Genomic DNA, 18,237 nt, shown 5'->3' with positions numbered 1-18,237 from the left:
AAAAAAGGATGTTGTTTAACAACATCCTTTTTTTATTGTGGTTATTTAATTATGCAATTTATCCTTGCATATCCATATCATCACCGCCACCATCTCTCATTTCACCTTTGTTACGTTGGTTTTTTTGTTGGTTAAATCTGTATGTAAAAGTTAACGCAACACTTCTTTCTCTCCATTGAAATTCACTGTTAGAGAAGATATTTTCAGTTCTACTTTCAGATCTTCTTTTTCTAGAATTAAAAATGTCACTAACACTTAAAGATAAAGTACCTTTTTCCTTTAATATATCTTTACTTAATGCTAAGTCAGATCCAAACATTCCTTTAGTATCAGTTTGTGCATTTTTAGATGGACCTCTATAAGTTAAGTTTGTTTGAAAGTCTATTTCTGCAGGCAATGGTATTTTTGCACTAAATTTAGAAAACCAGCTAAAGTTATCAGCATCAAAATTTTGAGTAATTTCTTCGTTTAAGAAATTAGTATAGGTGTGTTCACCTTCTAAGCTTTGTTGAAATAAGTTAAGGTTTAAGCTAAATCTCCAGTTACGTATTGGTGTATAGGTAGATGTAATATCTAAACCGTATCTAGTTTCTGTAGCTAAGTTAATTGGTGTTCTAGCTTGTACAGGAATTTCTACAGTACTTCCAGGGTTAGCAGGGTCTTCTATGCTTACAAAGTCACCTGTTTCTTGTGAAATAAATTGAAAAACTCCAGTAGAATGATTGTAGTAACCAGAAATGTTAAATAAAACTTTGTCCCATCTTTTTAAGTAACCTAAATCATACGCATCTGTAAAAGTTGGATCTAAGTCTGGATTACCAAAAAACAAGTTTGTATTACTAGATCTAGAAGGGAAAGGATTTATAAACCTAGAACGAGGTCTTCTTAATCTTTTGCTGTAGCTAAGTGTAAATTGTTCCATTTCCGATAACTCATACCCTAAAAATACAGAAGGGAACCAGTTTGTGTAATTTTTGGTGTTAATTTCATTAGTTTCTGCTAATTCAATTTCTATATCTGTAGATTCCATACGTAAGCCACCAAGTAAACTAAACTTATCAAATTTAGTACCTAATTGTACATAAGCAGCATTTATATTTTCTCTGTAAAAAAGCTCGTTGCTAAAATTTGGGTTACTAGTGAAGTTACCATTAACTTCTTCTCCAAAATCATAATCTGTATTATAAAAGTTAAAGTTACCTCTATAACCTGCTTCAAACTGAGAGGCTAAATCTTTACCAAAAGGTAAAATATAGTCTACCTGCACTAATTGATCTATTTGTTTGTTGTCAGAAATTGTACGTTCTAAAGGGTTGCTGCTAGCATTACCACTAACTAATTCTTCAATACTAGCATTTTCTAGCTCATTAGATCTAGAGTATTGGTAGTCTACAGTTAATTTATTACCATCATCATTAAACCTTTTTACATAGTTTAAAGAATACTGTACAGTTTCTTCATCATCATCTTCTACTGTGTTTCTTTGTCTTTCAATGGTTGGATTCATATTACCATCAAAATTAAAAAAGTTAACATCTGCTTTATCTAAACCGTTAGAGTTTCTATATAAAACAGAGTTCGTTATACTACTAGTTTCGTCTATAAAATATTCAAAACCTATATTTGCGTTGTAATTTTTACTGTTACGATCGTAATTTCTGTATTCGTTTTCAAAACTTGCAGTTGTACCGTCATCATTAAGGTATTCATTTTCAAAAGTAGCATTTCCAGGTCCTGTTCTGTCTCTATAACTTAAGTTAGTGTAAAGGTTAAATTTATCTCTTCTTAAGTTAATATTTGCAGAACCAGCGTATTGTTCTGGATCACCAACTGTAGCAGATACAGATCCGTTTAGGCCAGCAGTTTTACTTTGTTTTAAAATGATGTTTAAAATACCAGCAGTACCTTCTGCGTCATATCTAGCAGATGGGTTTGTTACTACTTCTACTTTTTCAATAGCATCTGCAGGTAAAGATTTTAGTGCAGCATTGTCTAAACCAGATAGGGCAGACGGTTTACCGTTAATTAATATTTTAACACTTTCATTACCACGCAAGCTAATAGCTCCTTCTACATCTACATCTACAGATGGTACATTGTTTAAAACGTCTGTAACAGAACCACCTTTTACGGTTAAATCTTTACCCACGTTGTAAACTTTTTTATCTAATCTAAGTTCTACGGTAGTTTTTTCAGCAACTAAAACAACATCATCTAACTGCTCTACATCTAAAGCTAATTTAATAACACCTAAATCTATAGATTTGGTTAGGTTTTGATTGTTAAGTGTGTATGTTTTGTAAGATAAAAACTCTACTTTAATATTGTAAAGCCCTGCGTCTGCAGTAACATTAAATTTTCCTTGTTGATTTGTTATACCTCCTGTAACTACAGATGGGTCTTTAACACTTTCTAATATTAGTGTTGCGTATTCTAACGGATCTCCTGTTTCATCATCAACCACAGTACCTGTGACTTTAATTTTTTTAGGGTTTTTAGATTGTGCATTGGGACCTTGAGCGTACGTAATTACGGTTGCAAATACTAGTACTAAGGAAAGTAGTTGTTTCATTCTTTTCGTTTAGTTTTTTTCTTTTTCTTTTTCTTGGCTTTTTTAAAGCCTTCTTTTTCTAAAGCAACATAGGCCTCATATTTTTCTTTAGGCAGTGCAGCTTTTAATTCTTCAGATTGTTGTTCTTTTAATTTTTCTATGCTTTCTTTCATTTTTTCACCGTCTAGCTTTAAAATCTGCAGTTCCATATACTTTTTAATGTATTTGGTTAAAGTTGTGCTTAGCACTGCTTCTTCAAAACTATTAAGATCTATAACTTCTAAAATTTTAGGCATTTGTAAGTCTACAATTTCTTCAGCTGTTAAAGGCTCTGGTTTTTCATTAGATTGTGTTTGTGGCATTTGGTTTCTAACACGTCCGTTTCCGTACCCATTATTATAACCGTTACCGTAACCATACTGCGCTTCTACAGTAGAAAAAGACAATACAAATACTATTGTTGCATAAAAAAATATTTTATTAGTTTTCATAACTTTCTGAATTAGTAAGAGTTTAAAAATTAAAGAAGGTTTAATCTGGTTTGGTTAAAGATTTGTTAAAAGAATTAGCAATAAAAATGCCAAAAATTAAACTGTTACTAAATTACAGTTTTTATTGCTTCTGTAGGTCTTCCTATAACGGCTTTATTTCCGTTAATAACAATTGGTCTTTCTATTAGTTTAGGATTGGCAATCATAGCATCAATAATTTCATTATTAGATAGTTGCTTGCCTTTGTAGTTCTCTTTCCAAATAGCCTCATTTTTACGTACTAAAGCTATAGGTTCTATAGCTAAAAGGCTAATAATGTTTTGTAGCTCTTGTTTTGTAGGTACATTTTCTAAATATTTTACAATTTCAAAAGGTTTACCAGTTTCTTCTAAAAAAGCTACTCCTGCTCTAGATTTACTACATCTGTTGTTATGGTAAATTTTTATCATTATTATATTATTAAAAATTAATCTTCATTTTTTTGTCCCATCATCATTAAATAAGCTTTTAAAAATGGGTCTATTTGTCCGTCCATCACAGCATCTACGTTGCCCGTTTCCTCGGCTGTACGCACATCTTTTACTAATTTATATGGGTGCATAACATAGTTACGTATTTGTGATCCCCATTCAATTTTCATTTTACCAGCTTCAATTTCGCTACGTGCTTCTTGTTTTTTACGCAATTCAATTTCGTATAATTGAGATTTAAGCATTTTCATAGCTGTAGCCCTGTTGTCATGCTGAGATCTAGAATCAGAACAAGAAATTTGTATTCCTGTTGGTTTGTGAGTTAACTGTACTTTGGTTTCTACTTTATTAACATTTTGTCCACCAGCTCCGCTAGAACGTGCTGTTGTAATTTCTATATCAGCAGGGTTAATTTCTATTTCTATACTGTCATCTGCAAGTGGGTATACATATACAGAGGCAAAAGAAGTATGTCTTTTAGCATTACTATCAAAAGGAGAAATACGTACCAAACGGTGTACTCCGTTTTCACCTTTTAGCCAGCCAAATGCATAATCACCTTCAATTTCTAAAGTAACTGTTTTAATACCAGCAACATCTCCTTCTTGGTAATTTAGTTCTTTAATTTTATAACCATTTTTTTCTGCCCACATTAAGTACATACGCATAAGCATAGCAGCCCAGTCACAACTTTCTGTTCCGCCGGCACCTGCTGTTATTTGTAAAATGGCAGTGAGTTCATCTCCTTCATCAGAAAGCATATTTTTAAACTCTAAGTCTTCAATATGAGTTTTTGCTTTGTTGTAGTGGTTCTCTACCTCTTCAGCAGTAACATCGCCTTCTTTTAAAAACTCTAGCAGAACCTCTAAATCTGCAATAAGTATTTTTGCATCATCAAAATCTTTAACCCATTTTTTTTTAGATTGTAGAACTTTCATTTGCGCTTGTGCAACTTGCGCATTATTCCAAAAATCTGGAGCTAGTGTTTTTTCTTCTTCATTTTCTATTTCTATAAGCTTGGCATCTATGTCAAAGATACCTCCTTAACGCACCAAGGCGATCTAAAAGATCTTTATATTGATCTGTTGTTATCATTCTTAAATTAATTTAAAAGCAAAAATAGCACTAAACTATGGTTGTACAATCTATTTTATATAAATTTAGAAAATCTAAAAAACCAACCTATGAAGCATATTTCTATATTCCTACTATTGATAACTTATTCTTTATCTATAAATGCACAATTTACAAGTAAGAAAAAGGATTTTAAAAAATACTCTGGCTATTTTTCGTTTTATTACGATGACAAAAAAGATAAGGTATATTTAGAAGTTGAAGAATTGGAAAAAGAATTTTTATATGTAAATTCTTTAAGTAGTGGTATTGGTAGTAATGATATTGGTTTAGATAGGGGCCAGTTAGGTAAAACTAGAGTAGTATTTTTTAAAAAAGCAGGAAACAAACTAGTATTAGTACAACCAAATTTAAAATATAGAGCGTTAACTAATAATGTTTTAGAAAAACAATCTGTAGAGCAAGCTTTTGCAAAATCTATTTTGGGTGGTTTTAAAATTGAAGAAGAAAAAGAAGGTAAATATATAATAGATATTACCCCATTATTAATACAAGATACACACGGTGTTGCCGCTAAATTAAAAAATTCTGCTCAAGGTAGTTATAGTTTAGATGCTAGTAAAAGTGCTTTTAATTTAGAGCGTACAAAGGCTTTTCCTAAAAATATAGAGTTTGATGTTTTTTTAACCTTTAAAGGAACTGCAAAGGGTAGGTATATTAGTTCTGTAACGCCAACATCTAGCCTAGTAACAGTAGCACAGCATCATTCTTTTATAGAGTTGCCAGATGACAATTATAAAAAACGAAGTTATCATCCACAAAGTGGTTCCTTTATGTTTTCTTATTATGATTATGCTACTCCAGTACAAAAAGACATACAGAAAAGATTTATTACTAGACACAGATTAGAAAAGAAAAACCCTAATGCGGCAATAAGTGAGGCAGTAGAGCCAATTGTCTATTATTTAGATAATGGCACACCAGAACCAGTACGCTCTGCACTGTTAGAAGGTGGTAGGTGGTGGAACCAAGCTTTTGAAGCTATTGGTTATAAAAATGCTTTTCAGTTAAAAATATTACCAGCAGATGCAGACCCAATGGATGTTAGGTATAACGTTATACAATGGGTACATAGATCTACTAGAGGGTGGAGTTATGGTGCTAGTGTTACAGACCCTAGAACCGGAGAAATTATAAAAGGGCACGTAAGTTTAGGAAGTTTACGAATTCGTCAAGATTTTTTAATTGCGCAAGCCTTAACAAATAAACCTTTTGCAAAGAGTGATGATAACTATAACAAAATGCTTGAACTTGCACTAGCACGTATAAGACAGTTGTCTGCACACGAAATTGGACATACCTTAGGTTTTGCTCATAATTTTGCAGCTAGTACCAACAACAGAGCATCTGTTATGGATTATCCGCACCCACAATTTAAGTTGAAAGGAAAAAATATAGATTTTTCTAGTGCATATGCAGAAGGTATAGGTGAGTGGGATAAATATACAGTAGCTTATTCTTATTCAGATTTTAAAGATGGTGTAGACGAAGAAAAAGAATTGAAAAAAAATATTGAAAAGGCATATAAAGAAGGATATAGGTTTATATCAGACAGAGATGCCAGAGCCAGTGGAGGTGCACATGCATATGCACACCTTTGGGACAATGGAGGTAATGCAACAGAAGAATTAAATAAGGTGTTAAAAATTAGAGCAGTAGGTATTTCTAATTTTTCTATAGATAATATTAAGGAAGGACAACCAAATTCAGTTCTAGAAGATGTTTTTGCTCCATTGTATTTTTTTCATAGATACCAAACTGAAGCCGTAACTAAACTAATTGCTGGTTTAGACTATAATTATGCAGTAAAAGGAGATGGGCAATTTACAGTTAAAACAGTATCTAGTAAAGAGCAACAATACGCCTTAGATGCATTATTAAAAACATTAAAAGCAGAACAGATTGCAATTCCTAAAAATAAACTACCTCTTTTTCCTCCTAGAGCTTTAGGTTATGGTAGCAGTAGGGAATCTTTTAGCGGAAAAACAGGAATTTCTTTTGATGCGCTTTCTGCTGCAGAAACAGCTGCAGATATGACACTTTCTTTTTTATTGCATCCGCAAAGAGCATCTAGATTAATACAGCAAAAAAGTTTAGACTCCAAACAACTAGGACTACAAGATGTGTTAAACCAATTAGTTAATACTACACTAAATTATAATTATAAAGATTCTTATTTAAATGGTGTACAACAGAATATTAACTTTAGAGCTCTATATTATATCACAAAATTAGCGTTAAGTAAAAACGTACATCCGCAAGTAAATGCTATTGCTAATTTTAAGCTAAACGAATTAAAAAATAAGTATAATGCAGTAAGTACGCCTTATGCTTTAGAAATTGTAACAAGAATAAATTATTATCAAAAACACCCAGAATTATTTAAGGTAGTTACGTCTCCTAAAATTCCTGATGGTTCTCCTATAGGAATGGAATGTCTATCAAACTAAAAAAAAGAATATCTAAAAATGAAAATAAACCTTATTAGTGATACGGTAACAAAGCCTACCCCAGAAATGCTAAATGCAATGTTTGCCTCTGAAGTAGGAGATGATGTTTTTAAGCATGACCCAACTATTAATGCGTTAGAAGAAAAACTAGCAACAATGTTTGGTAAAGAAGCAGCTTTATTTTTTCCTAGTGGAACTATGGCAAACCAAACAGCAATAAAATTACATACACAACCAGGAGAGCAATTAATTTGTGATAAATATGCTCATATTTTTAATTATGAGGGAGGTGGTGTTAGCTTTAATAGCGGTGTGTCATGTAGGCTTATTGATGGCCACAGAGGTATGATGACTGCAAAACAGGTAGAGGAAGCAATTAATCCGCCAGATTTTTATCATAGTCCGCTTACCACACTAGTTTGTATAGAAAATACAACTAATAAAGGAGGAGGAGCTTGTTGGGATTTTGAAGAGCTAAAAAAAATTAAGATGGTTTGTGAAAAACACAACTTAAAATACCATTTAGATGGGGCTCGTTTATGGAATGCATTGGTAGCTAAAAATGAAACTCCAAAACAATATGGAGATTTGTTTGATACCATAAGTGTTTGCTTAAGTAAAGGTTTAGGATGTCCTGTAGGGTCTGTATTAATAGGCTCTAAAGAGGATATAGAAAAAGCTATCCGGGTACGTAAGCTATTTGGTGGCGGAATGAGGCAGGCAGGTTATTTAGCTGGTGCAGCTATATATGCTTTAGATAATCACATAGATAGATTAAAAGAAGATCATAGAAAAGCAAAAGAGATAGGAGAGGTATTGCAAAACTTAAGCTATGTAAAAACTGTAGAGCCTATAGAAACTAATATTGTTATTTTTGCTATTGATGAAAATAAATTAAGCCAAGAACAATTCTTAGATAAATTACTTAAAAAAGGAGTAGAAATTATAGGAATGGGACAAGGAAAATTACGTATAGTTACTCATTTAGACTACACAAATACTATGCATAGCACTTTTTTGTCTGTTTTAAAGAGTTTGTAAATTGGGCATAGATAAAAAGCTGTTTTTTAAATTTTTAATACCATTTTCCATACCAGCTTCTGATGAGTAAAACTGACTTTTACCAATAACCTTACCGTTTAAACCTTTTAAATTAAATAAAAACTTGCCATTGTAAGCGGTCTTACGTTCAAAAACGTTAAGACTGTTTATAGATGGCATTATTTCTTTTATGGCACTATGTAACTCTTCTTTTGTTTTAAAACTGTTCCCTTGCAGTAACACAACATTGTTCTTTGTTTTTAAACTAAAAGTAAAAGTATTATCCTCTTTTTTTTCAATATCTAACATACCTACACATTTTTATTAAATATAAGAATTTTTTTAAAGTTATGGTAAAATTAATTTTAAGACTTTGTTAAGATTAGTGGTTTATTTACTAATTAACGCTTGTTAAGCCCTAAAACACTAGTAAAATAAGGTTTTTTTATAAATTAATGCTCTTTTTTTATGATTAGTTGAACATAAAAATTATATTTGCAGTATAATTATTTAACATATTTTAACATTAATTAAACACATTAACCAAAAATGAAAAAATTATTATTCTTATTTGCAGTAATGACTGCATCTGTTACTATGGCTCAAGATTTGCCTACAAATCCAGAACCAGGTAAATGTTACGTACGTTGTACAACTCCAGACGTATACGTTAATGAATCTATTACAATAACTACTAAACCTGCATATTCTGTATTAAAAACAGTGCCTGCAACTTTTAAAACTGTTACAGAGCGTGTTTTGATTAAAGATGAAAGTAAAAGTTTAAAAATAGTACCTGCTAAATGGGGAACAGAAACTGTTAGTTATGTAGCTAAAGAAGGTGGTAACACGTTAAGCATTACTCCAGCAAGTTTTACACCAAGCTCACAAACTATAGAGGTTAAGCCTGCATATGCAGTTTGGGAATTAGGTGCTCCTGCTCCTGATTGTGCTTCTAGCAACCCAGATGATTGTAGATACTGGTGTTACAAAGGTTACCCAGCAGAGTTTACAACTATTCAAACTCAAGAATTAGCTTCAGACGCTACTGTATCTAAAACACCAATTGGTTCTAGAAACGCAACTTACAAGAAAACTGTTTTAGTTTCTGGTCCTTCAGTTGTAGAAACTATAATTCCTGCTGAGTACAAAGAAATTACTAAAACTGTTTTAGATAAGGATGCTTTTACTACAAGTGTTTCTGTACCTGCTGTAACTAAAACTATTACTAAAGAGGTATTAAAGCAAAAAGGTGGTCTTACTACTTGGAGCGAGGTTGAGTGTTCTTTAGTACAATACCAAGCTTTACCAATTAACTGGAATACTGGTAGCTCTACTTTAACTGCTGAAGCAAAAAGAATTATTGATTCTAGATTAATGCCAGTTTTAAACCAAAACCCAGGTGTTAAATTAGAGATTGCTTCTCATACAGATTCTAGAGGTAATAGCGTATCTAACCAAAGTTTATCAGAAAGAAGAGCTAAGTCTGTTGCAGATTACTTAATTTCTAAAGGAGTAAACTCTAGCTTATTAGTAGCTAACGGTTACGGTGAAAACAAATTAAAGAACAGATGTAAAGATGGTGTTTCTTGTACAGAAAGAGAGCACGCTGCTAACAGAAGAACTGAATTTAGATTAATTAACAACTAGTAGTAAAATCTATTATAGTTAATCACTAACCAATAAAAAGGGCTTTCAATTAATTTTGAAGGCTCTTTTACTTTTTAAATAATCCTATTTTGGTTTGTTGTTATTTGGGAATTTGTTTACAAATGTTAAGTAGTGTTGTTTAAGGGGCAACAATTTTAAGTAGATGTAAAAAAAAGACCCTTAATATAAATTAAAGGTCTTGTTTGCTTTTTTACTGTAAGATGAAACTATTTCATATACTTCTTTAAAAACTTAATATGGTGTTGTACTTCGCCGTTCATACTATAACCGTGTAAAGCACCTTTTTCTCTGCCTTTACTATCTAGTATTTTTAAGTTAGGAAATACTCCTTTTTTATTATACTTAGCCATTAAATCCATATTGTGTTTTAATTGCTTTTCCGTTAATAAGTCATTGTTTCTAGGAATATCTATATATAATAACTCGTAATTTTCAGATATTTCTTTAAATTCAGCTGTAGCAAACAAATCCTTTTTTAGCATTTTGCAAGGTCCGCACCAATCACTCCCCGTAAAGTAAACTAAAATGTTTTTATCTGCTTTTTTAGCCTTTTTTAGCACAGTTTCATAATCTGTGTTCCATTCTACATCTCCAATAACTTTATTAGCTGGTGCAAAACCAAATATTAAAGGAAAAATTAAGGCAATTAATAAGTGTTTCATCTTTGTCTTTTTTATTGTTGATACAAAAAACTTGCCAGTTTTTATTTAAATAACGAATCCATTCCCGGAATATTGGGTAAACCGTCTTTTGCAGCAGCAGCTAATTCGGTTTCATTTACCTGTGTAGCTTTTTCTATAGCCTTGTTTAATGTAATTATTAAATAATCTTCAAGCTGTTCTTTATCATTTAAAATACTTTCATCAATCTCAATACTTTTAATTGTTCTGTTAGCCGTAATTGTTACTTTAATAGCGTTATCAGTAGATTTTTCGTCAATTAAAACAGTATTTAAGCGCTGCTTTGTTTCTTCAACTTTTTGCTGGGTTTCTTTTAGTTTTCCCATCATACCCATCATATCTCCAAACATAATATTTATAAATTATAGTTATTATTTTTCAAAATTACTAAATTGTAGCTCAATCAATCTTAAAAAAAAATGAAAGTCATAAAAAAAGGTATTGTTCTGTTAGTTAGTATTATTTTTGTCGCTTCATGTAAAAATATAAATAAGCCTATGGCTACTATAAAAACTCCTGTTGCAAAAAAAGTTCCAAAAGAATTAGTTAAACATAATGATGTTAGAGTAGATGATTATTATTGGCTAAACAACAGAGAAGATAAAGAAGTTATTACATATTTAGAAGAAGAAAACACTTATTATAATACCTTAACCGCACATACTAAAGAGTTTCAAGCATCACTTTTTAGTGAAATGAAAGGGCGAATAAAAGAAGATGATTCCTCTGTACCTTACAAGTTAAACGGGTATTGGTATGGAACTAGATATGAAGTTGGTAAAGAATACCCTATTTACTCTAGAAAAAAAGGTGAGGAATCTGCCCAAGAAGAAATTATTTTTAATTGTAATGATTTAGCAAAAGATCATGATTATTTTAATTTAAGTGGTATTGCAATTAGCCCTAATAACAAATTAGCAGCTTTTGGTGTAGATACTGTTTCTAGAAGAGAATATACAATTAAAATTAAAAATTTAGAAACAGGGGAAGTTTATAAAGATGTTATAGAGAAAACCACAGGTAGTAGCGTATGGGCTGCAGATGATAAAACACTTTTTTATACTAAAAAAGATCCTGTAACATTAAGGTCTGATAAAATTTACATACATAAACTGGGTACACCAACTTCTGAAGATGTTTTAGTGTATCATGAACAAGACGAAACTTTTAATACTTACATATATAAAACCAAGTCAAAAAAATACATAGTAATTGGGTCTTCTAGTACATTAACATCTGAGTATAGATTTATTAATACAGATGAGCCAGATTCAGATTTTAAAATATTTTCTCCTAGAGAAAGAGGATTAGAGTATTCTATAGCACATTATGGAGATAAGTTTTTTATTTTAACCAATAAAGACCAAGCTTATAACTTTAAATTAATGACTTGTAATGAGTCTGCAACGGCAGCTACAAATTGGAAAGAATTTATACCTCATAGAGAAAATGTACTCCTTGAAGATTTAGATATATTTAAAGATTATTATGTATTATCTGAAAGGGAAAATGGATTAAATAAATTAAAAATTGTTCGTTGGGATACTAATAAAGGATATTACTTGCCTTTTGAGAGTGAAACCTACACGGCTTATGTAGGTACTAATCCAGATTTTAATACATCTATACTAAGGTATGGTTATAATTCTTTAACAACACCAAGTTCTGTTATAGATTTTAATATGGATACCCAAACCAAAGAAATTAAAAAAGAACAAGAAGTATTAGGAGGTAAGTTTAAAAAAGAAAATTACAGATCTCAGAGAGTTTGGGCAACCGCCAGAGATGGTGTTAAAATACCAATGTCTGTAGTTTACCATAAAAATACTAAGTTAGATGGTACTAGCCCTTTACTGCAATATGCATACGGCTCATACGGTTATACAATAGATCCATATTTTTCTACAGTACGTTTAAGTTTATTAGACAGAGGTTTTATTTATGTAATTGCACACGTTAGAGGAGGAGAGTATTTGGGAAGAAAATGGTACGAGGACGGAAAGCTTTTAAAAAAGAAAAACACTTTTACAGATTTTATAGACTGCTCTAAATATTTAATTGATAATAATTATACGAGTACAAAACATTTGTATGCCTCTGGAGGATCTGCCGGAGGATTGTTAATGGGTGGCGTACTTAATATGGCGCCAGAGTTATATAACGGTGTAATTGCAAGTGTGCCATTTGTAGATGTTGTTACAACAATGTTAGATGATTCTATACCACTTACAACAGGTGAGTATGATGAGTGGGGAAACCCAAATGATAAAGAGTATTATGATTATATGAAATCTTATTCTCCTTATGATAATGTTACAGCACAAGATTACCCAGCAATTTTAGTAACAACAGGACTGCATGATTCTCAAGTACAATATTGGGAGCCTGCTAAATGGGTTGCAAAATTACGAGAACTTAAAACAGATAGTAATTTACTATTTTTAGATACTAATATGGATGCTGGCCATGGCGGTGCTTCAGGAAGGTTTGAGGCATTAAAAGAAGTAGCAAAAGACTATGCGTTTTTAATAGATTTAGAGGGAAAAATCGATAAGTAAAAAAAAAAACCTAAATTTGTCACGTAATTGATAAGCAAACCAACAAAGTCTTATCATTTTATAACCAAATACGCATGGAAAATAAAATTAATGCCTATAACAATGTTTTAGAGTTAATAGGTAACACTCCGTTAATTAAAATTAATAATGTTACTAATTCCTTTAAAGGAGAATATTACGCTAAAGTAGAGGCTTTTAATCCGGGACATTCTGCAAAAGACAGAATAGCAATTCATATAATTGAAGAAGCAGAACGTAAAGGATTATTACACGAAGACAGTACAATTATTGAAACAACATCTGGTAATACAGGTTTTAGTATTGCAATGGCAAGTATTGTTAAAGGATACAAATGTATATTAGCAGTAAGTTCTAAATCATCTCCAGATAAAATAGATATGTTGCGCTCTATGGGAGCACAAGTATATGTTTGTCCTGCGCACGTAAGTGCAGATGATCCTCGTTCTTATTATGAGGTTGCTAAAAGGTTACACAGAGAAACAGAAGGTTCAATATACATTAATCAATATTTTAATGAACTTAATAGAGCTGCGCATTACGCTTCTACAGGGCCCGAAATTTGGGAACAAACAAATGGCAATATTACCCATTTAGTTGCATGTAGTGGTACAGGTGGTACTATTTCTGGTACAGCAAAGTATTTAAAAGAGCAAAACCCAAATGTAAAAGTTATTGGAGTAGATGCTTTTGGGTCTGTATTAAAAAAATACCATGAAACACGTGAGTTTGATGCTAATGAAATTTACCCTTACCGTATAGAAGGTTTAGGTAAAAATTTAATACCAGGAGCAACAGATTTTGATGTTATAGATAAATTTGTAAAAGTTACAGATGAAGAAAGCGCACATACTGCAAGACAAATTTCTGGTACAGAAGGTTTGTTTGTTGGGTACACTAGTGGTGCTGCAATGCAAGCTGTAAAACAATTACATGCAGATGGTGAATTTGATGCCAATAGTAAAGTAGTTGTTATATTTCCTGATCACGGATCTAGATATATGAGTAAAATTTATAGTGATGAATGGATGGAGGCACAAGGGTTTTTAAATGCTGTTGTAGAACAGGAAAAGCCAGAAATTCAATTTGTTAAGTAAAAAACTTAGAAAATATAAAATAAAAAAGCAATGAATTTTAGTTCATTGTTTTTTTTTGTTCATAAAATTGTTATGAAACCTTGCTGAAATTCTGTACTTTTGCAGACAGCCAAAATAGCTTAGATGAGAGATTTATTTGATAGAATACTAGCGAACAAAGGACCATTAGGAAAATGGGCATCGCAAGCAGAGGGATATTTTGTTTTCCCTAAATTAGAAGGAACTATTTCTAATAGAATGAAATTCCAAGGGAAAGAAGTAATTACTTGGAGTGTTAACGATTATTTAGGTTTAGCAAACCACCCAGAAGTGCGTAAAGTAGATGCACAAGCAGCAGCAGATTATGGTTCTGCTTACCCAATGGGAGCACGTATGATGTCTGGACACACAGATTTACACGAACAATTACAAAATGAGTTGGCTGAATTTGTTAAAAAAGATGCAGCTTACTTATTAAACTTTGGTTACCAAGGTATGGTATCTACTATAGATGCGTTGGTTTCTAAAGATGATATTATAGTTTATGATGTAGACTCGCACGCATGTATTATTGATGGTGTACGTTTGCATATGGGTAAACGTTTTACTTACAAGCATAATGACGTTGAGAGTTTAGAAAAAAACTTAGAGCGTGCTACTAAAATGGCAGAACAAACTGGTGGAGGTATTTTAGTTATCTCTGAAGGTGTTTTTGGTATGCGTGGTGAGCAAGGTAAATTAAAAGAGATTGTAGCTTTAAAGAAAAAGTACAACTTTAGGTTTTTAGTAGATGATGCTCACGGTTTTGGTACATTAGGTAAAACTGGTGCTGGAGCAGGTGAAGAACAAGGAGTGCAAGATGAAATAGACGTGTACTTTGCTACTTTTGCAAAATCTTTAGCTAGTACAGGTGCATTTATAGCAGCAGATCAAGAAATTATAGATTACTTAAAATACAACTTGCGTTCGCAAATGTTTGCAAAGTCATTACAAATGCAATTGGTTGTAGGTGCATTAAAGCGTTTAGATATGCTTAGAACAATGCCAGAGTTAAAAAATAAACTTTGGGAGAATGTAAATGCATTGCAAAGTGGATTAAAAGAACGTGGTTTTGATATAGGAACAACTACTAGTTGTGTTACTCCTGTATTTTTAAATGGTAGTATACCAGAAGCTATGGCGTTGGTTAGAGATTTAAGAGAAAACTATGGTATTTTCTGCTCTATAGTGGTTTATCCTGTAATTCCTAAAGGACTTATTTTATTAAGAATGATTCCTACAACTTCTCATACCTTAGAAGATGTAAATGAAACGCTTAATGCTTTTGATGCAATACGTGAGCGTTTAACAAATGGTACATACAAAAGATTATCTGCCGCTGTTGCAGCTGCAATGGGAGAGTAAAAAATCTTTTTATTTTATATTAAAAAACCCAAGCAAATTATGCTTGGGTTTTTTAGTTTATAAGTTTTTGCGGTATGTTCTGCGTCTTCTAAATATTTTTGGATCAAAATTTTTCCAAAGCTGTCTAATAGCGGTATTTTCTTCTAACTCTGGTGTTCTTATGCAATTTTCTATACCTTTATCTTTAAATGTTTTATAATATTCATTAAAAATAATAGCTGTTACTCCTTTGTTTTGGTATTCTGGGTGTACACCAATTAAATAAAAAATAACATCTTTACTCTGTTTTTTAGCTTTAAGTAAATGGTAAGCGCCAAAAGGAAATAATTTCCCCTTAGATTTTTGTAATGCTTTAGAAAAAGAAGGCATTACTATAGAGAAAGCAACAAGATTATCATCCTTATCTACCACAAATTTTATGTACTCTGGGTTAATAAAGCTTATGTATTTTTGCTTAAAGTGTTCTTTTTGTATGTCGTTTATAGGGACAAAAGAAGATAAGGAAGCGTAAGACTCATTAAACAAATCAAACATTTTATCTGCTAAAGGCATTACATCTTTAGTTTTTGTAAAATTTATTTCTCTTAGGTTGTATCTCTTTTTTATTAAACCCTGTATTCTTTCAAAAAATTCTGGTTTGGCATTGGCAAACGGAAATTTATTTTCTAAATATTCTTTTTCTTTTACAAAACCTAAACGTTCATAATGTTTAACGTAATAGGGGTGGTTGTACCAAGTTATCATACTACCAATATGGTCATAACCTTCTGTAACAACACCTACTTTATCTAAATTAGAAAAGCCAACGGGGCCTTCCATAAACTCTAATTTGTGCTCTCTACCTATTTCTTCAACCCTTTTTAGTAAAGCCTCAGATACGTTTGTATCATCAACAAAATCAAACCAACCAAAGCGCATTTTTTTAACTTTTTGGTTGTTAATTTCTATCCAATTAATTATTGCAGCAACCCTACCTACAAGTTTAGGTCCGTTGTAAGCTAATAAAAACCAGGCTTCTGCATCTTTAAAAACAGGATTTTTGTCTTTATTAAATGAATCTAATTCATCATTAATAATTGGTGGCACCCAGTAAGGTGAATTTTTGTATATACTAAACGGAAATTTTACAAATTGCTTTAATTCTGCTTTGGTTTTAGCTTCAACAATGGTAATCATATTCTAATATCTTTTTCTACATCAATATTAGGGATATTAATTAATAAGAGAAAGTTTTAAGCTTGTAAAAATTAGAAGTTGTTTTTAAAAATCTATAGGTTCATCATCTTTAGATTTCTTTTTCTTGCTTTTTTTTCCTTTAGCATCTCTTTTTGCTTGTTTTCTTTTCTTTTTAAGGTCTTTCTTTCTAATTTTTCCATCCTTAGTTGTTGCATTCTGATCTTCAATAGCAATTACTTTATCTTTATGCATATCTAACCTATATGAAAAACCAGCAGCAAAAAATAGGCGGGTAGGAGTATCTTTTATATTGGCACCCAAATGTAAATCTACTTGCATATTTTCATCAATTAAATAAGCAGTACCACCTCTAAAAATTACATCAGAATATCTGTCGCTTTTAATACCTTGGTTTTCTGCAAAAACACTCCATTTAGGGTTTCTAAATGCATGAGATAAAGAAACAATGTAGCTCCATTCAGGAAAATCTGTTCCTATGCGGTCATAAGCAACGTTAGTAATAAGCACAAATTTTGGAGAAAGCCTACTTTGTGTAGCAATCATACCTCTTGGAGATACTGTAGCTTCACCAGGGTAGTATGGATTGTCACCCAAAACAAAGTTGGCACCTGCATAAACAGATATTGCAGGTATTAAATTTTTTAACTGAAATGTGTTATTAGTTTTCCAGCTATATAAATTTGGCTTGTTTGCTTCTTCACTCTTGTAAGGGTCAAAAATTAAATATTTTAATCCAATTCTATTTCTTTTAAAATCTGTATACTTTTGATCAGGAAAACCAATGGTAGAATATGTTCTGTTTTCATTAGTATATGTCCCTTCATATATAATTTCTAATTCTTCAAAAAACAAACCATACCTTAAAGCTAAATCTACTCCCAGTAATTTAGAATCAGTTTTTAGTGTGTTATGACTTTGTTTTTCGTAAGACATTCCGGCTTCGGCCTGTAAAACTCCTGTGCCAATTGCATATGCACTTACAGATTGTCCTGGTCTGTTAGAGTTTATAACGTCTGTGTATTGTGAAAGTCCTAAAAATGGAAGTGTAAAAAGAAATAAAGAGAATATATTTTTTAATTTTTTCATACCTGTAAGCTTACCTAAATATACTTTTATTATTATTTTAAGAGATATAATCTTTATATACAACGGTAGAATTGTATTTTTGATATAAATTTTTAGAACAAATATGGATTTTTTAATAGCTATTCTTGTAATTGTTGCGGTTTATTACCTATTAAAGTTTTTGATACGCTTGTATGCGCCTAAAATGATGAATTATGCAGCTAAAAAAACTGAAGAACATTTAAAGAAAAAATTTGAAGAGTTTGCGCAAAACCCTAATCAGGGATATACTAATACAACAGATGAGTCTTCTTCAAAAACAAATAAGACTAAGTTCAAATCTAACCCTTCTAAAAAAGTAGGAGAATATATAGATTTTGAAGAAGTAGAATAAAAAAATAACAACCAACCTTTATTAAGTTTAGAGTTTA

The 18,237-nt window shown here is 31.5% G+C and carries 16 protein-coding genes; 7 read left to right on the top strand and 9 right to left on the bottom strand.

Annotated features, from left to right (window positions below; genetic code table 11):
* Positions 1–58: 58 nt before the first annotated feature.
* From JM80_RS13335 to prfB, 4 genes are all read right to left on the bottom strand, one after another.
* The gene (locus tag JM80_RS13335; RefSeq protein WP_144710518.1) at positions 59–2,572 is read right to left on the bottom strand and encodes a TonB-dependent receptor domain-containing protein; all 2,514 of its coding nucleotides are present in this window, start codon (positions 2,570–2,572) and stop codon (positions 59–61) included.
* A complete protein-coding gene (locus tag JM80_RS13330) occupies positions 2,569–3,042 on the bottom strand; it encodes a hypothetical protein (RefSeq protein WP_013622271.1) in 474 nt (157 codons plus the stop codon). The genes JM80_RS13335 and JM80_RS13330 overlap by 4 nt, the downstream gene beginning before the upstream one ends.
* A 107-nt stretch (positions 3,043–3,149) precedes the next feature.
* The gene (gene arsC / locus JM80_RS13325; protein WP_013622272.1) at positions 3,150–3,491 is read right to left on the bottom strand and encodes an arsenate reductase (glutaredoxin); all 342 of its coding nucleotides are present in this window, start codon (positions 3,489–3,491) and stop codon (positions 3,150–3,152) included.
* Positions 3,492–3,508: 17 nt separating this feature from the next.
* A protein-coding gene (gene prfB / locus JM80_RS13320) for a peptide chain release factor 2 (RefSeq protein ID WP_013622273.1) occupies positions 3,509–4,607 on the bottom strand; the annotation gives its coding sequence in 2 pieces (ribosomal slippage) (positions 3,509–4,543 and positions 4,545–4,607; 1,098 coding nt in all).
* Between the two features lie 89 nt (positions 4,608–4,696).
* Here prfB and JM80_RS13315 point away from each other — a divergent pair.
* Both JM80_RS13315 and JM80_RS13310 read left to right on the top strand, forming a co-directional pair.
* Complete coding sequence (locus JM80_RS13315; RefSeq protein ID WP_144710517.1) at positions 4,697–7,096, top strand: zinc-dependent metalloprotease; 2,400 nt, start codon at positions 4,697–4,699, stop codon at positions 7,094–7,096.
* Between the two features lie 18 nt (positions 7,097–7,114).
* Positions 7,115–8,137, top strand: coding sequence for a low specificity L-threonine aldolase (locus JM80_RS13310; RefSeq protein WP_144710515.1), 1,023 nt, complete (start codon positions 7,115–7,117; stop codon positions 8,135–8,137).
* On the opposite strand, the gene JM80_RS13305 is transcribed toward JM80_RS13310, so the two are convergent.
* Positions 8,123–8,446 (bottom strand): YegP family protein, encoded by a 324-nt coding sequence (locus JM80_RS13305; protein ID WP_013622276.1) that lies wholly within the window; start codon positions 8,444–8,446, stop codon positions 8,123–8,125. The two genes, JM80_RS13310 and JM80_RS13305, sit on opposite strands and share 15 nt — an antisense overlap.
* Before the next feature lie 240 nt (positions 8,447–8,686).
* Here JM80_RS13305 and JM80_RS13300 point away from each other — a divergent pair, with 240 nt between their 5' ends.
* On the top strand, positions 8,687–9,787 hold the full coding sequence (locus JM80_RS13300; protein WP_013622277.1) for an OmpA family protein: 1,101 nt from the start codon (positions 8,687–8,689) through the stop codon (positions 9,785–9,787).
* 227 nt (positions 9,788–10,014) lie between these two features.
* On the opposite strand, the gene JM80_RS13295 is transcribed toward JM80_RS13300, so the two are convergent.
* Entirely contained in the window at positions 10,015–10,470 is a 456-nt protein-coding gene (locus tag JM80_RS13295; RefSeq protein ID WP_144710512.1) for a thioredoxin family protein, read from the bottom strand.
* A 41-nt stretch (positions 10,471–10,511) separates the two neighbouring features.
* Complete coding sequence (locus JM80_RS13290) at positions 10,512–10,838, bottom strand: YbaB/EbfC family nucleoid-associated protein (RefSeq protein WP_013622279.1); 327 nt, start codon at positions 10,836–10,838, stop codon at positions 10,512–10,514.
* Positions 10,839–10,907: 69 nt separating this feature from the next.
* Here JM80_RS13290 and JM80_RS13285 point away from each other — a divergent pair, with 69 nt between their 5' ends.
* The 3 genes from JM80_RS13285 (at position 10,908) to JM80_RS13275 (ending at position 15,544) form a co-directional block, all read left to right on the top strand.
* The gene (locus tag JM80_RS13285; RefSeq protein WP_144710510.1) at positions 10,908–13,046 is read left to right on the top strand and encodes a S9 family peptidase; all 2,139 of its coding nucleotides are present in this window, start codon (positions 10,908–10,910) and stop codon (positions 13,044–13,046) included.
* 74 nt (positions 13,047–13,120) lie between these two features.
* Positions 13,121–14,161, top strand: coding sequence for a PLP-dependent cysteine synthase family protein (locus JM80_RS13280; RefSeq protein ID WP_013622281.1), 1,041 nt, complete (start codon positions 13,121–13,123; stop codon positions 14,159–14,161).
* Between the two features lie 123 nt (positions 14,162–14,284).
* On the top strand, positions 14,285–15,544 hold the full coding sequence (locus tag JM80_RS13275) for an aminotransferase class I/II-fold pyridoxal phosphate-dependent enzyme (RefSeq protein ID WP_013622282.1): 1,260 nt from the start codon (positions 14,285–14,287) through the stop codon (positions 15,542–15,544).
* 57 nt (positions 15,545–15,601) lie between these two features.
* Here JM80_RS13275 and JM80_RS13270 read toward each other — a convergent pair whose 3' ends face one another.
* Positions 15,602–16,720 (bottom strand): hypothetical protein, encoded by a 1,119-nt coding sequence (locus JM80_RS13270; protein WP_013622283.1) that lies wholly within the window; start codon positions 16,718–16,720, stop codon positions 15,602–15,604.
* An 84-nt stretch (positions 16,721–16,804) separates the two neighbouring features.
* Positions 16,805–17,827, bottom strand: coding sequence for a transporter (locus tag JM80_RS13265; RefSeq protein WP_144710508.1), 1,023 nt, complete (start codon positions 17,825–17,827; stop codon positions 16,805–16,807).
* A gap of 103 nt (positions 17,828–17,930) precedes the next feature.
* Here JM80_RS13265 and JM80_RS13260 point away from each other — a divergent pair, with 103 nt between their 5' ends.
* Positions 17,931–18,200 (top strand): DUF4834 family protein, encoded by a 270-nt coding sequence (locus tag JM80_RS13260; RefSeq protein ID WP_013622285.1) that lies wholly within the window; start codon positions 17,931–17,933, stop codon positions 18,198–18,200.
* Positions 18,201–18,237 lie beyond the last annotated feature (37 nt).

The organism is Cellulophaga sp. RHA_52 (assembly GCF_007827205.1).
GTDB classification, from domain to species: domain Bacteria; phylum Bacteroidota; class Bacteroidia; order Flavobacteriales; family Flavobacteriaceae; genus Cellulophaga; species Cellulophaga lytica.
The sequence above is the reverse complement of the archived record's forward strand: the minus strand, read 5'-3'. Positions and strand labels throughout refer to the sequence as shown.

What these genes read in the sequence shown, in the direction of transcription:
- JM80_RS13335 (WP_144710518.1), bottom strand. Translation starts at nt 2,572, where the DNA reads ATGAAACAACTACTTTCCTTAGTACTAGTATTTGCAACCGTAATTACG.
- JM80_RS13330 (WP_013622271.1), bottom strand. Translation starts at nt 3,042, where the DNA reads ATGAAAACTAATAAAATATTTTTTTATGCAACAATAGTATTTGTATTG.
- arsC (WP_013622272.1), bottom strand. Translation starts at nt 3,491, where the DNA reads ATGATAAAAATTTACCATAACAACAGATGTAGTAAATCTAGAGCAGGA.
- JM80_RS13315 (WP_144710517.1), top strand. Translation starts at nt 4,697, where the DNA reads ATGAAGCATATTTCTATATTCCTACTATTGATAACTTATTCTTTATCT.
- JM80_RS13310 (WP_144710515.1), top strand. Translation starts at nt 7,115, where the DNA reads ATGAAAATAAACCTTATTAGTGATACGGTAACAAAGCCTACCCCAGAA.
- JM80_RS13305 (WP_013622276.1), bottom strand. Translation starts at nt 8,446, where the DNA reads ATGTTAGATATTGAAAAAAAAGAGGATAATACTTTTACTTTTAGTTTA.
- JM80_RS13300 (WP_013622277.1), top strand. Translation starts at nt 8,687, where the DNA reads ATGAAAAAATTATTATTCTTATTTGCAGTAATGACTGCATCTGTTACT.
- JM80_RS13295 (WP_144710512.1), bottom strand. Translation starts at nt 10,470, where the DNA reads ATGAAACACTTATTAATTGCCTTAATTTTTCCTTTAATATTTGGTTTT.
- JM80_RS13290 (WP_013622279.1), bottom strand. Translation starts at nt 10,838, where the DNA reads ATGTTTGGAGATATGATGGGTATGATGGGAAAACTAAAAGAAACCCAG.
- JM80_RS13285 (WP_144710510.1), top strand. Translation starts at nt 10,908, where the DNA reads ATGAAAGTCATAAAAAAAGGTATTGTTCTGTTAGTTAGTATTATTTTT.
- JM80_RS13280 (WP_013622281.1), top strand. Translation starts at nt 13,121, where the DNA reads ATGGAAAATAAAATTAATGCCTATAACAATGTTTTAGAGTTAATAGGT.
- JM80_RS13275 (WP_013622282.1), top strand. Translation starts at nt 14,285, where the DNA reads ATGAGAGATTTATTTGATAGAATACTAGCGAACAAAGGACCATTAGGA.
- JM80_RS13270 (WP_013622283.1), bottom strand. Translation starts at nt 16,720, where the DNA reads ATGATTACCATTGTTGAAGCTAAAACCAAAGCAGAATTAAAGCAATTT.
- JM80_RS13265 (WP_144710508.1), bottom strand. Translation starts at nt 17,827, where the DNA reads ATGAAAAAATTAAAAAATATATTCTCTTTATTTCTTTTTACACTTCCA.
- JM80_RS13260 (WP_013622285.1), top strand. Translation starts at nt 17,931, where the DNA reads ATGGATTTTTTAATAGCTATTCTTGTAATTGTTGCGGTTTATTACCTA.